This is a genomic window from Neisseria basseii (genome assembly GCF_962707005.1).
GTDB classification, from domain to species: domain Bacteria; phylum Pseudomonadota; class Gammaproteobacteria; order Burkholderiales; family Neisseriaceae; genus Neisseria; species Neisseria bergeri.
On record NZ_CAUIXH010000006.1, the window covers coordinates 25639 to 38661 of the forward strand.

At 50.6% G+C, this 13023-nt stretch carries 12 protein-coding genes and 1 pseudogene; 8 read left to right on the top strand and 5 right to left on the bottom strand.

The features are described from left to right. Positions 1–123 precede the first annotated feature (123 nt). Together Q9I99_RS04780 and nqrM are read left to right on the top strand one after the other, a co-directional pair. Entirely contained in the window at positions 124–1179 is a 1056-nt protein-coding gene (locus Q9I99_RS04780) for an FAD:protein FMN transferase (RefSeq protein ID WP_301667037.1), read from the top strand. A 23-nt stretch (positions 1180–1202) separates the two neighbouring features. Next, the gene (nqrM, locus tag Q9I99_RS04785; protein WP_025457876.1) at positions 1203–1418 is read left to right on the top strand and encodes a (Na+)-NQR maturation NqrM; all 216 of its coding nucleotides are present in this window, start codon (positions 1203–1205) and stop codon (positions 1416–1418) included. 227 nt (positions 1419–1645) lie between these two features. On the opposite strand, the gene grpE is transcribed toward nqrM, so the two are convergent. Next, positions 1646–2224 (bottom strand): nucleotide exchange factor GrpE, encoded by a 579-nt coding sequence (grpE, locus tag Q9I99_RS04795; protein ID WP_025457875.1) that lies wholly within the window; start codon positions 2222–2224, stop codon positions 1646–1648. A 182-nt stretch (positions 2225–2406) separates the two neighbouring features. On the opposite strand from grpE, the gene cysE reads away from it, so the two are divergent. After that, complete coding sequence (gene cysE, locus Q9I99_RS04800; RefSeq protein ID WP_025457874.1) at positions 2407–3225, top strand: serine O-acetyltransferase; 819 nt, start codon at positions 2407–2409, stop codon at positions 3223–3225. 203 nt (positions 3226–3428) lie between these two features. On the opposite strand, the gene ubiB is transcribed toward cysE, so the two are convergent. The 4 genes from ubiB to Q9I99_RS04820 form a co-directional block, all read right to left on the bottom strand. After that, the gene (gene ubiB, locus Q9I99_RS04805) at positions 3429–4940 is read right to left on the bottom strand and encodes a ubiquinone biosynthesis regulatory protein kinase UbiB (protein ID WP_301667038.1); all 1512 of its coding nucleotides are present in this window, start codon (positions 4938–4940) and stop codon (positions 3429–3431) included. Positions 4941–4974: 34 nt separating this feature from the next. Continuing rightward, complete coding sequence (locus tag Q9I99_RS04810; RefSeq protein ID WP_301667116.1) at positions 4975–5439, bottom strand: peptidase; 465 nt, start codon at positions 5437–5439, stop codon at positions 4975–4977. 160 nt (positions 5440–5599) lie between these two features. Next, positions 5600–5938: an iron-sulfur cluster insertion protein ErpA gene (gene erpA, locus Q9I99_RS04815; RefSeq protein ID WP_002219692.1), complete on the bottom strand. Its 339-nt coding sequence runs from the start codon at positions 5936–5938 to the stop codon at positions 5600–5602. A 131-nt stretch (positions 5939–6069) separates the two neighbouring features. Further along, positions 6070–6756, bottom strand: a complete 687-nt coding sequence (locus tag Q9I99_RS04820; protein WP_301667045.1) for a S24 family peptidase — start codon at positions 6754–6756, stop codon at positions 6070–6072. Positions 6757–6942: 186 nt separating this feature from the next. On the opposite strand from Q9I99_RS04820, the gene Q9I99_RS04825 reads away from it, so the two are divergent. The 5 genes and pseudogenes from Q9I99_RS04825 to Q9I99_RS04845 all read left to right on the top strand — a co-directional run. Next, entirely contained in the window at positions 6943–7215 is a 273-nt protein-coding gene (locus Q9I99_RS04825) for a hypothetical protein (RefSeq protein WP_003709535.1), read from the top strand. A gap of 207 nt (positions 7216–7422) precedes the next feature. Then, entirely contained in the window at positions 7423–9351 is a 1929-nt protein-coding gene (gene dnaK, locus Q9I99_RS04830) for a molecular chaperone DnaK (RefSeq protein ID WP_301667046.1), read from the top strand. Between the two features lie 368 nt (positions 9352–9719). Next, on the top strand, positions 9720–11639 hold the full coding sequence (locus Q9I99_RS04835) for a TonB-dependent receptor (RefSeq protein ID WP_301667047.1): 1920 nt from the start codon (positions 9720–9722) through the stop codon (positions 11637–11639). 57 nt (positions 11640–11696) lie between these two features. Further along, positions 11697–12674 carry an ABC transporter substrate-binding protein gene (locus Q9I99_RS04840; protein ID WP_204827722.1) on the top strand — a complete coding sequence of 326 codons (978 nt, stop codon included), beginning with the start codon at positions 11697–11699 and terminating at the stop codon, positions 12672–12674. A gap of 151 nt (positions 12675–12825) precedes the next feature. Continuing rightward, a pseudogene (locus Q9I99_RS04845) lies at positions 12826–12994 on the top strand (CRISPR-associated protein Cas4); the annotation flags it as partial. Between the last annotated feature and the right edge of the window lie 29 nt (positions 12995–13023).

The following is a 13023-nucleotide window of genomic DNA, read 5'->3' on the forward strand; positions in this document are numbered from 1 at the left end:
ACTTCGGTTTCTTCCTTTTTCTATGCTAATGCCGTCTGAACACCCTTCAGACGGCATCGGCATAGAAACATACCGGCCGTTTTGAGATATAATTCAAGCCATTTGCCCAAACCATCAAACACTATGCCGTCTGAAACACGCCTGCCGAACTTTATCCGCGCCTTGATATTTGCCCTGAGTTTTATCTTCCTGAACGCCTGTTCGGAACAAACCGTGCAAACCGTTACCCTGCAAGGCGAGACCATGGGCACGACCTATACCGTCAAATATCTTTCAGACGACCACGATAAACTCCCCTCCCCTACCGAAATACAAAAGCGCATTGATGACGCGCTTAAAGAAGTTAATCGGCAAATGTCCACCTATCAGCCTGATTCCGAAATCAGCCGGTTCAACCAATACACAGCCGACAAACCCCTCCGCATTTCAAGCGACTTCGCACACGTTACCGCCGAAGCCATCCGCCTGAACCGCCTGACGCACGGCGCACTGGACGTAACCGTCGGCCCTTTAGTTAACCTTTGGGGATTCGGTCCCGACAAATCCGTTACCCGGGAACCGACACCGGAACAAATCAAACAAGCAGCATCTTATACGGGCATAGACAAAATCATTTTGCAACAAGACAAAGATTCCGCCTCCTTGAGCAAAACCCACCCCAAGGCCTATTTGGATTTATCTTCGATTGCCAAAGGCTTCGGTGTCGATAAAGTTGCGGGCGAACTGGAAAAATACGGCATTCAAAATTATCTGGTCGAAATCGGCGGCGAGTTGCACGGCAAAGGCAAAAACGCGCACGGCGAACCGTGGCGCATCGGCATCGAGCAACCCAATATCGTCCAAGGCGGCAATACGCAAATCATCGTCCCGCTGAACAACCGTTCGCTTGCCACTTCCGGCGATTACCGTATTTTCCATGTCGATAAAAGCGGTAAACGCCTCTCCCACATCATCAATCCCAACAACAAACGACCCATCAGCCACAACCTCGCCTCCATCAGTGTTGTCGCAGACAGTGCAATGACGGCGGACGGCTTATCCACAGGATTATTTGTTTTAGGCGAAACCGAAGCCTTAAAGCTGGCAGAACAAGAAAAACTCGCCGTTTTCCTGATTGTCAGGGATAAGGACGGCTACCGTACCGCCATGTCTTCCGAATTTGAAAAACTGCTCCGTTAAACACACACCGATTGGGAAACACTATGAAAACCCTGCTCCTCACCTTCGGCATCTTCCTGACCGTCATCATCGGTATGGCGGTCGGCTATATTTTCTCCAAACGCACCATCAAAGGCAGTTGCGGCGGCATTACCGCCTTGGGTATGAAAAAAATGTGCGACTGCGACACGCCTTGCGACACCCTGCAAAAGAAACTGGATAAAGAAAAACAGGCAGGCGGCATACGGGTTGACCGTTAACGCCGAAATATAGTGGATTAAATTTAAACCAGTACAGCGTTGCCTCGCCTTGTCGTACTATTTGTACTGTCTGCGGCTTCGTCGCCTTGTCCTGATTTTTGTTAACCCACTATAAAATGCCGTCTGAAGCCCGACAGGCGGGTTCAGACGGCATTGCCGTTTTACTTCAATCGGTTCATACGCAAAACGCGCTTCAGGAAATAAATCAGATTATTCCCCAGACGCCTTCAGGCTTCCTTCTGTGCCACCGTAACCATAGCTGGGCGCAACACGCGGTCGGACAGCGTATAACCCTTCTTCATCACGCCGACCACGGTATTGGGTTCCTGCTCACTGGCCACCGCCTGCATCGCCTGATGGATATTCGGATTGAGCTTGTCGCCCGCTTTAGGGTTGATTTCCTTGATTTGCGTGGCATCAAATGCTTTCTGCAACTCGTTCAAAGTCATCTGCACGCCCATTTTCAGCGCATCGAAATTGCCGCTCTGATCCAAAAGCGCCATTTCCAGATAATCCTTGACCGGCAGCATTTCCACGGCAAACTTCTGTCCGGCGAACTTGTGCGTATCGGCAATTTCCTGCTGATGGCGGCGGCGCAGGTTTTGCTCGTTTGCCAAAGCACGCAGCTGCTCGTCTTTCAACTGCGCTTCCAGCTCGGCAATCCGCGCCTGCAAATCCTCATAAGCCGGCTCGGCGGCAGCCTGTTCCTGCACACCGTCCGCATTTCCTACTGTCTCGACGGTTTCCACCGCCTCCACATTTTCAACCGCTTCTTCACTGTTTTGCTGCTGTGTCTGTTCGCTCATATCATATCCCTTAAAACAAATTGGAAATCAAAATCCGGTTATTACCCACGCAAGATAAGGACATTTTCAAGAAACTTCAAGCAAAGGCAGGAAATTTCACATCCGCCGCCGAATACCCTACCGCAAAAACCATATAAACGGTAAGATACCGCCGACCTTATGCTTTTCAGACGGCATCCATTATGAAAAAAAACCATTTGAACACAACCGGTTTCGACCTCTGGCACACCATCCGCGAAGAAACCGCGGCCGCTGCCGCCGCCGAACCGATGCTGGCAAGTTTTTTGCACCAAACCGTGTTGCGCCACGAGTCCCTCGGCTCCGTCCTTGCCTACCACCTTTCCAGCAAACTCGGCAGCCCGATTATGGACGTGCGCGCGCTGTTTGAAATCTACCAGCAGGCGTTGGGCAGCGACACCCAAATCGGCAAATGCGTCGAAGCAGACTTAAAAGCCATCTACGAACGCGATCCCGCCTGCGACGAATATTCGCTGCCGCTTTTATATTTCAAAGGCTTCCACGCGATTCAGGCACACCGCATCAACCACCGGCTGTATCTCGACGGGCGCAAAACGCTGGCGTATTTCCTGCAAAACCGTATGTCCGAAGTATTCGGCGTGGACATCCATCCCGCCGCCCGTTTCGGATACGGGCTGATGCTCGACCACGCCACCGGCTTTGTTGCCGGAGAAACCGCCGTGTTGGGCAACAATATTTCGATTTTGCACGGCGTAACCTTAGGCGGTTCGGGCAAAGAAGGCGGCGACCGCCACCCCAAAATCGGCGACGGCGTAATGATCGGCGCAAACGCCTCGATATTGGGCAATATCCGCATCGGCAGCAATGCCAAAATCGGCGCGGGCAGCGTCGTGGTTTCAGACGTGCCGCCGTCCATCACGGTTGTCGGCGTACCCGCAAAACCCGTGGCGCGATCGCTCAAAACCCCGTCGGCGGATATGGATCAAAATATCCAGTTTGCCGAAATCGACTTTATGATTTGAATATCCGCACCAATGCCGTCTGAAACGCCAAACGGGCTCCAGACGGCATTGCCCGCTTCAAGCCCGCACCTTGATATGCCGCCGATACCGGCACTTGTCAGTCGGACAAAATGCCTTTTATTCGATACACCCGATTCCCACACAACCGGAAATAACCGGTTTCCTTATAAACGGACGGCATCGGGCAATGATTCAAACAAAGCCTATTTCAAAAGCAGAATCAGTAGCAAAACAAACGCGATTGCCGCCAGCCACAGGCTTTGCCGCTGCTGCACTTTGACCAAATGAATATAGGCATCACGCATTTCCTGCTGACGGTTTTCATCAATCAACGCACTGATTTTACGCGGCAATGAAGGAATGATTTGCGCCCAGTCGGGGGCTTCGTTTTTGAGGTTGCGCCAAAGGGCTTTGGGGCCGACCTGCCCGTTCATCCATTTCACCAAAAACGGTTTGGCGGTTTTCCACAAGTCCAAATCGGGATCGAGTTGGCGGCCCAAGCCTTCGATGTTGAGCAGCGTTTTTTGCAGCAATACCAGCTGCGGCTGGATTTCGACATTGAAGCGGCGGCTGACTTCAAACAGGCGCATCAGCACCAAGCCGAAGGAAATCTGCGAAATCGGTTTGTTGAACACCGGTTCGCACACGGCGCGGACGGCGGCTTCCAATTCTTCCGCACGCGTGTCGGCAGGCACCCAGCCCGATTCGATGTGGGCGGTGGCGACGCGCCGGTAATCGCGGTTGAAAAAGGCGAGGAAATTGATGGCGAGATAACGTTTGTCGTAATCGGTCAGCGTGCCGACGATGCCGAAATCGAGGGCGATGTAGCGGTTGTCGGCGGCAACCAAAATATTGCCGGGATGCATATCCGCGTGGAAAAAACCGTCGCGGAAGACCTGCGTGAAAAAGATTTCTACGCCGTAATCGGCGAGTTTGTGCAAATCGATGCCGTCTGCTTTGAGTTTGGCGATGTCGGCAACCGGCGTGCCGTCCATCCATTCGATTGTCAGCACATCGCTTGTGCAGTAGTCGTAAAACACCTTGGGCACAATCAGCATATTGCTGTTTTGGAAATTACGTCCGAGCTGTCCGGCATTGGCGGCTTCGCGCATCAAATCCAACTCGTCGTGCAGGTATTTGTCGAACTCCGCCACCACTTCGCGCGGCTTCAGACGCCTGCCGTCTGAAAACAAGCGTTCGACCCAAGCCGCGCCGAAGCGCATCAGCGACAAGTCCTGTTCGATAAGGGGCAAAAGGTTGGGGCGCAAAACTTTGACAGCCACTCGTTCGCCCGAATGCAGGCGGGCTTTGTGTACTTGGGCGATGGATGCGCTGGCGACGGGCTCGGTTTCAAATTCCGCATACAGCTTTTCGATGGGCTGGCCCAGCGATTTTTCGATTTGTTCACGCGAAAGCCGCGCGTCAAAAGGCGGCACTTTGTCTTGCAACTTTGCCAGTTCGACGGCGTAATCGTGCGGAATCAAATCGGGGCGTGTGGACAAAACCTGTCCGAATTTGATGAAAATCGGCCCCAGGCTTTCCAAGGCAAGGCGCAGACGGACGGCAGGCAATTCGTTTTTCAATTTAGACGACTGCGGCATCATTTTCAGCAGAGCGCATATCCAACCGCTACCCATCAGCGAAGCACACAGACCTGCCAGCCGATAGCGGTAAAGAGTCCCGACAATGACCGTCAGGCGTTTCAACCATTTCATATATAAAATCCCGAATACAGCATTTATCGGACAATCAAAAAATCTTACCGAGCAGATAGCCCCAAAAGGCAATCAGCAACCCGAAAACCAGCGGTTTGATATTGCGGGGCGGCGGTTCGGGTTGCGAAGGTGTGGGAATATCATCTTCCCGCCCGCCGTGAAGTTCAAGATATTCGGGCATTTCCCCATTCGCGCCTTCTCCTTCGCCCTCCCCTTCCTCTGGAGGCACAACCGTTTCCAACTCCATATATCTCCGGGTAATAATATCCAAACCCAAATAGCTGAAATAATCGTGCAACTCTTCCCGTTTCGCCCAAGTGCATTTTTCCTCAACCAGCACTTGCGGTTTGGAATCGAGCGACTCGATCAATCCTTCCGCCTTTTCTTCGCCGAGATTCTCCTTAAGGCACTCCCGGATAAGCCCGCGATCCACTTGGGGCGGGTAGGAAACATATACATCGTACAAATCGTTTCGGTAATCTTTACTCATCTCAATCATATAGGGAACAAATACGCCTGATACCGTTCCGCCCGTTCCTTTCGGGAAACCCGATTCATCTTCAAACAATCGGATTATATGTGAATTCATCCCGATAATATATTTTCCAAAAGTAAAAATGCCGTCTGAACGTTCAGACGGCATCACACGAACCAAGCAGTCATACGGAAAACGACGATCCGCAACCGCAGGTCGTTTCCGCATTCGGATTGCGGATGACGAATTGCGAACCCTGCAAACTTTCCGTATAGTCGATTTCCGCACCGACCAGATATTGATAGCTCATCGGATCGACCAAAAAGACCAAACCGTTTTTCTCAATTTCAAAATCGTCGTCGTTTTTGATTTCGTCAAAAGTAAATCCGTACTGGAAACCGGAGCAACCGCCGCCGTTGACAAAAACCCGCAATTTCAAATCGGGGTTGTTTTCTTCGGCAATCAAATCGGCAACTTTGGCACAGCAGCTGTCAGTAAAAATAATGGGGCTTTCATCCGACATGGTGTTATTCCTTAATATAGTATTTTCTGCATTCTCTCTCAAACCCCCTTCAAAGGCAAGCAGGCTTCGCCTTTGAAAAAGGAATTGTTCCAATAGATAAGTTTGACCGCCTGCAATTTCAAGCCCCAAACTCAAATCGTCCTGCCGAACCACTCGACACGCCCGATAATCTCCACATCATCGGTCAAGTCGTTCAAATTGATTTCAAAAGCAGGGTAAGCCTCGTTGGCGGAAATGACATTGATAATCCCGCCGGGGACGATTTGCAGGCGTTTGACCAACAGGTTTTCATTAATCCGCAACACATACAGTCCGTCCTTCGGCGTATTCTCGCTATGGTTGACCAAAATCGAATCCCCGTCATTCAAAACCCCCTCCATCGAATCCCCCTTGACGGAAATTACAGACAGGTTTTTCACATCACGGGTAACATAATTCTCAATCCAATGCCGTCTGAACGCCATTGTAAATACCGGTTCCTCATGATCGACAAACTGCCCGTATCCCGCAGCCGCCCGAATATCATATCTCGGCACGAAGACAAACTCGTCCGTATCGACTTCATTGCCCAAGGTATCGTAAGCAAGGGATTTTTTTGGGGCTTCATCCGGAAACGGATCACCCTCCCCCGTCAGCAGCCAATCGATACTACACCCCTTCAACTGCTTGATTTTTTTCAATGTTTCAGACTTCGGCAGGCCGCCTTCATTCCATATCCTACTAAAGCCCGCAATCGTCATTTCAATATCGGATGCGATTTTTGCCTGCTTCGCTTCGCTTTTCCATAAAAAAACCAGTCTGTCTTTAAAGGTTTCCATAAATATCTTTCCGCTCCCCTTCATTCAATCATTTAAAGTAAACATAAAATATATTTTACCTTAGCTATCCAAAAAACGGAATAACTATGATAAACTAAATTTAAGTTATGATTTTCCTTACTTAACGCATAATTTTTCAGATTTTCCATAGATTTGATCCTGAATTGACAGAAAAAGGATAAAAAAATGAAGAAAACCGGCAAATATCTTATCTATACTGCGGCATTTACCGCATTCTGCTTTGCCTTCCAAGAAAACCGTTCTGAAGCCAAACAGCCCGACATCACTTTATCCGCATCCCTGTGCGAACAATTCAATATGCTGAACGCCAAAGATATGGATGCAGAACAAGTCTCCCTTTCCAAAGAATGCGACATCATCGAGTCTTCACACGACTGGGAAAAAGAGTACGGCAACTTGAACGAACAGGAAATGCTCGCCGGCATCGTCTATGAATAAACCTGCCTGCCATTTGAAATATTATACTGGAATGCATTGGAGCCAAATGTATTAAATCAAATATAAAACCAATATATTCATAAAGTTACATACTTATACCCGTACTGTGGCTTGAAACAGCCCGCCGCCCGCCCTATTTACAGCCCATCGGGACAAAATGTTCCAACATATTTCTCAAAATAAGCAAAATCAAATAGGAGTATCCACATGGCAAAAGTAATCGGTATCGACTTAGGTACAACCAACTCTTGTTTGGCCATTTCCGAAAACGGTCAAACCAAAGTTATCGAAAACGCAGAAGGCGCACGCACTACGCCGTCCGTTATCGCTTATTTGGACGGTGGTGAAATCCTCGTCGGCGCACCGGCAAAACGCCAAGCGGTAACCAACGCTAAAAACACTATTTACGCCGCCAAACGTTTGATTGGTCACAAATTTGAAGACAAAGAAGTCCAACGCGACATCGAATCTATGCCTTTTGAAATCATCAAAGCCAACAACGGCGATGCGTGGGTGAAAGCACAAGGCAAAGAGCTGTCTCCTCCCCAAATTTCCGCAGAAGTCCTGCGTAAAATGAAAGAAGCCGCCGAAGCTTACTTGGGCGAAAAAGTAACCGAAGCCGTGATTACCGTTCCGGCCTACTTCAACGACAGCCAACGTCAAGCGACTAAAGACGCAGGCCGCATCGCCGGTTTGGACGTAAAACGCATCATCAACGAACCGACCGCAGCCGCTTTGGCATTCGGTATGGACAAAGGCGACAACAAAGACCGCAAAGTAGCCGTATATGACTTGGGCGGCGGTACTTTCGATATCTCCATCATCGAAATTGCCAACATCGACGGCGACAAACAATTCGAAGTATTGGCAACCAACGGCGACACCTTCTTGGGCGGTGAAGACTTCGACCAACGCTTGATCGACTACATCATTGACGAGTTCAAAAAAGAACAAGGCATTGATTTGAAACAAGACGTCATGGCTCTGCAACGCCTGAAAGAAGCTGCCGAGAAAGCCAAAATCGAATTGTCCAGCGGTCAGCAAACCGAAATCAACCTGCCGTACATCACCATGGACGCAACCGGTCCGAAACACTTGGCAATGAAAATTACCCGCGCCAAATTCGAGAGCCTGGTTGAAGACCTGATTGCCCGCTCTATCGAACCTTGCAAAATCGCATTGAAAGATGCCGGCTTGAGCACCGGCGACATCGACGACGTGATTTTGGTCGGCGGTCAGTCCCGTATGCCGAAAGTACAAGAAGCCGTTAGAGACTTCTTCGACAAAGAACCGCGCAAAGACGTGAACCCTGACGAAGCCGTTGCCGTAGGCGCGGCGATTCAAGGCGAAGTATTGAGCGGCGGCCGCAGCGATGTATTGCTGCTGGACGTAACCCCTCTGTCCTTGGGTATCGAAACCATGGGCGGCGTGATGACCAAGCTGATTCAAAAGAACACGACTATTCCGACTAAAGCGTCTCAAGTGTTCTCTACTGCCGAAGACAACCAAAGCGCAGTAACCATCCACGTACTGCAAGGCGAACGCGAACGCGCCTCCGCCAACAAATCTTTGGGTCAATTCAACTTGGGTGACATCGCACCTGCACCGCGCGGCATGCCGCAAATCGAAGTAACCTTCGACATTGACGCCAACGGTATCCTGCACGTTTCCGCCAAAGACAAAGGTACAGGCAAAGCCGCCAACATCACCATCCAAGGTTCTTCAGGTTTGAGCGAAGAAGAAATCGAACGCATGGTAAAAGATGCCGAAGCCAATGCCGAGGAAGATAAAAAACTGACTGAATTGGTCGCTTCCCGCAACCAAGCCGAAGCCCTGATTCACTCCGTGAAAAAATCTTTGGCGGACTACGGCGACAAACTTGACGCAGCCGAGAAAGAAAAAATCGAAGCCGCGCTGAAAGAAGCCGAAGAAGCCGTGAAAGGCGACGACAAAGCAGCTATCGATGCCAAAGCTGAAGCTTTGGGTGCAGCCAGCCAAAAACTGGGTGAAATGGTTTACGCTCAAGCGCAAGCTGAAGCCCAAGCAGGTGAAAGTGCACAAGCCAATGCTTCTGCAAAGAAAGACGATGATGTCGTAGATGCTGACTTTGAAGAAGTTAAAGACGACAAAAAATAATTGATGCCGTCTGAAAAAAGCGCGAACCGTTTGGTTCGCGCTTTTTTAGGCTGTGTTTTAATATAGTGCCGACAGGCATACTCGGCTTCAAGGTATTTAATAGGATAGGTTTCTACCCAACCGGGAAAATAATTTTCTTTTCCCTGACAAGTAGTTGTAATCAACGGATTATTAAAATACAGCCTTTTTTATCAGCCGCCGCAAAAACGACAGTATGGCAACAGTTCCAAATCAATCTGCCGCAACGCTCCAAAAATCAAGTTTCGACCGATGTATCACGCTCTAGGCGTTTTTATATCATTTTCTTGTTTACTTAAAATATTTTTAATAGGATAATAAATAATAATTATTATCAAAAAGGCTGGAAAATGAAACCGAATCCGCTCCTATGGGTCTTAATGACCGTTTTTTCCGTTGCGCCATCTTGGGCGGAACAACCGGCAAATACTGAAGAAATACAATCCGTCAAAACCTTCTCCCCGCCCAAACCGATTGCACCGACCGCCGCACAAGGCTATTTCCCCGAAAACCAATTCGACCGCACCGACCGCAGCGATCATTACTTTGTTACCGAAAACATAGACCAAGCCTTCCGTCCGCTGAAGGCAAACAGCGGCTTCTACGGCAAAAGCTTTTACAACTCCGTTACCGCGCAAGCACGCGGGGCGAAGGTGTATGGCGTAGCCAACCTCAATCACACCAAGGCAAACGGCTACAAAGATGGCGGTGGGCGCGACACCGATTGGAAATACAGCCGTTTTAATCAAGCTTTGGTACTCGGTTTCGTGCCGTCTGAAAATCAAGAATACCGCCTCACCTACCTACACGACGACATCAACAACGACCGCCAGCCGCAGTTCGTCAACGACGCATTGGACACCGAACGCCACATCGCCAAACTCAACGCGCGTTGGGGCAATGCCGATTTGAGCAATACGGTAAGCGCGGAAGCAGGCGTCATCAAACTCAAACGCCATGCCGACAATTACTCACTGCGTCCAAACAACACGCCGCAACAAATGTTTGTAGAACTTGACCGCAAAGTGTACGACTTCTCGCTCAAACACGATGCGGATTTCGGCAAGTTCCACAACACGGCAGCCGTCAGCTACCGCAACGACAGTCAAAACGGCGAGCGCAACGCCCACACCGCCATGCGTGATTTCCTCAACGGCTACCGTTTCGCCGATGTACACATTGACCGCTGGCGCATTGCCAATACCTTGTCTTACAAGTTTGACGACCGACACAAACTGGGCTTGGGCTTAAGCTACGAGCTCAATGAAGCGGACGTACGCAAAAATACGGCGCAGCCCGCCCATCCGATGAACCGCAATCTCGCCTTCGCCTCGGCGCAGCAAATCTGGGAAACCCATTACGGTTACGACTTCAACGGCAAAGTTCGCCGTCATGCCTTCTCCGGTGAACTCAAATACGATTTCACGCCGTCTGAAACGCAAAAATACAGCGTTTCCCTTGCTCACTTAGAACGCATCGGCGACAACACCGAACGCTTCAACTCGCTTGCCGCCATCGTGCAAAACCGCATGAACGGCGCACTGATGAACCAAAATCCAGCCGCCGCCATCGCAGGCAATCCCCTGCTGAAAACCGAAAAACACAACCGCATCAAGCTCACCGCCGACAGCCGCAACGACTACTACAACGGCTACATGAACTCGTTGGCAGGTGCTGGCTGGAACGTGGGCGGCACTCTTGTGGCGGACAAAGTCAAAGACCTGATTATTTTTGACCGCGCACGCGGACAAAGCGGCACGGCTTCCAAAGGCAGCGGTATCATCACACGCAACGTGGACGCACGATTGTTCACCGCGCAGGCCTACGCGCGTTACAACTTCAATCCACATTGGGCGGCAGGCATCAAAGCCGCCTACAACTACGGGCACAATGAAACCGATGGCAGGCCGCTCTATCAAATCCGTCCGTTTGAAGCCGCCGTCCAAGCCGACTACAAAAACTACTTTGTCCACGGCAGCTACAACATCGGCGCGGCAACACGCTTTGTCGCCAAACAAACGCGCGGCGATTTTGACGCGGCAAGCGGTCTGGGCATAGACAAACGCGAAGCCGCCAAAGGCTTTACCGTTGCCGATGTGTACGCAGGCGTAAACTTCAAAGACAAATACGGCTTGCGCCTGGGCGTAAACAACGTGTTCAACAAAAAATACACCGAACACATCAGCGGCGACCACGTCCTCGCCCTATCCCCCGGTGTCGTGTATGCACCGGGCAGGACATATTGGTTGAGTTTACACGCGGCTTTTTAAAATCAGGCCGTCTGAAAGAATGCCTGCATTGGCTTATTAAGAATTAGGAGATAAAAAATGGAACTGAAAAGACGCGATTTCTTAAAAATGACCGCCGCGCTGGCAGCCGCAGGCGTTTCGCCTTCATTGTTGGCAGCCGGTAAAGAACAATTTACCGTGTACGGCGCACCGGCAATGCCCAGCGTAACCATTGCCGTAGCAGCGTTGCAAGGCAAGCTGGCGAAGCAGGCGGATGTGTCGCTCAAGGTTTGGCGTTCGCCCGACCAGCTTCGCGCGGGCGTGGCGAGCGGGCAATTTAAAGTGATGATGAGTCCGAGCAATGTCGGCGTAAACCTGCGCAACCAAGGGCAGAAAGTCGGCATGGTGAATATTTTGACCAACGGCATCACGCAGTTGGTCTGCAAAGGCAGCGCGATTGCCTCGCCGCAGGATTTGGTCGGCAAAAAAATCCTTGTGCCGTTTAAAAACGACATGCCCGACATCGTGCTGCAAGCCTTGTTGAAAAAACTGAAAATCGACGCGCACAAAGTCGGCATCACCTACACCGCCACGCCACCCGAAGCGGTGGGACTGTTTTTGAGCAAGGACTACCACGCTGCCATCCTGCCCGAACCGATGGCGAGCGCGGGTATGCTCAAAGGCAAAACTATGGGTGTGAACGTCGTGCGCGGTTTTGATTTGGTGAAAGCATGGGGGCAGGCGTTTGACACCAAACCGCTGATTCCGATGGCGGGCATCATCGCCAACGAAGAATATTTCCATGCGCACAAGGCGCAGTTCGACATCTTCCATCAGGATTTGAAAAACGCGCTCAACTGGATACTGGCCAACCGCCAAAGCGCGGCAAAAATCGGCAAAAACTACCTCCCCGCCCCCGAACCCGCCCTAGTCATGGGCTTGGACGGCGCGCGGCTGACGGTAACCAAAGGCAGCGAAGTGAAGAACGAGATTTTGAAATTTTACGAAATCCTGATGCAGTTCAACCCGAAACTCTTGGGCGGCAAGCTGCCGGATAACGGGTTCTTCTTGGCTTAAAATGGGAGAAAGGCCGTCTGAAAATAATGGAGTGGCCATGAAATCTGCCTTATCATTTTCAGACGGACTATCAGGACATTATCAGCAGCGTAGGTCGGATTCTTGAATCCGGCATTTCGGCTAAAAGGGCTGTCGGATACGAGTATCCGACCTACTTTTTTCAGACGGCCTACACACCCAAACACACGCCACCATCGCTGCCGTGCGCGAACTTCTAAAATAGCAGCCAAACCCCGCCGTCCAACTACGGCAAACGCTGCAAAGCCTGCTCGCTGGTGGAAATTTACCAGCCAGAGTTATTGGGAAAACGGGATAGGTAGAAGCATTATATTGAAGAACTATTTTTATA

Bases quoted from the DNA above. Each gene is read 5' to 3' on its own strand.
- Q9I99_RS04780 (WP_301667037.1), top strand. From the start codon at position 124: ATGCCGTCTGAAACACGCCTGCCGAACTTTATCCGCGCCTTGATATTT.
- nqrM (WP_025457876.1), top strand. From the start codon at position 1,203: ATGAAAACCCTGCTCCTCACCTTCGGCATCTTCCTGACCGTCATCATC.
- grpE (WP_025457875.1), bottom strand. From the start codon at position 2,224: ATGAGCGAACAGACACAGCAGCAAAACAGTGAAGAAGCGGTTGAAAAT.
- cysE (WP_025457874.1), top strand. From the start codon at position 2,407: ATGAAAAAAAACCATTTGAACACAACCGGTTTCGACCTCTGGCACACC.
- ubiB (WP_301667038.1), bottom strand. From the start codon at position 4,940: ATGAAATGGTTGAAACGCCTGACGGTCATTGTCGGGACTCTTTACCGC.
- Q9I99_RS04810 (WP_301667116.1), bottom strand. From the start codon at position 5,439: ATGATTGAGATGAGTAAAGATTACCGAAACGATTTGTACGATGTATAT.
- erpA (WP_002219692.1), bottom strand. From the start codon at position 5,938: ATGTCGGATGAAAGCCCCATTATTTTTACTGACAGCTGCTGTGCCAAA.
- Q9I99_RS04820 (WP_301667045.1), bottom strand. From the start codon at position 6,756: ATGGAAACCTTTAAAGACAGACTGGTTTTTTTATGGAAAAGCGAAGCG.
- Q9I99_RS04825 (WP_003709535.1), top strand. From the start codon at position 6,943: ATGAAGAAAACCGGCAAATATCTTATCTATACTGCGGCATTTACCGCA.
- dnaK (WP_301667046.1), top strand. From the start codon at position 7,423: ATGGCAAAAGTAATCGGTATCGACTTAGGTACAACCAACTCTTGTTTG.
- Q9I99_RS04835 (WP_301667047.1), top strand. From the start codon at position 9,720: ATGAAACCGAATCCGCTCCTATGGGTCTTAATGACCGTTTTTTCCGTT.
- Q9I99_RS04840 (WP_204827722.1), top strand. From the start codon at position 11,697: ATGGAACTGAAAAGACGCGATTTCTTAAAAATGACCGCCGCGCTGGCA.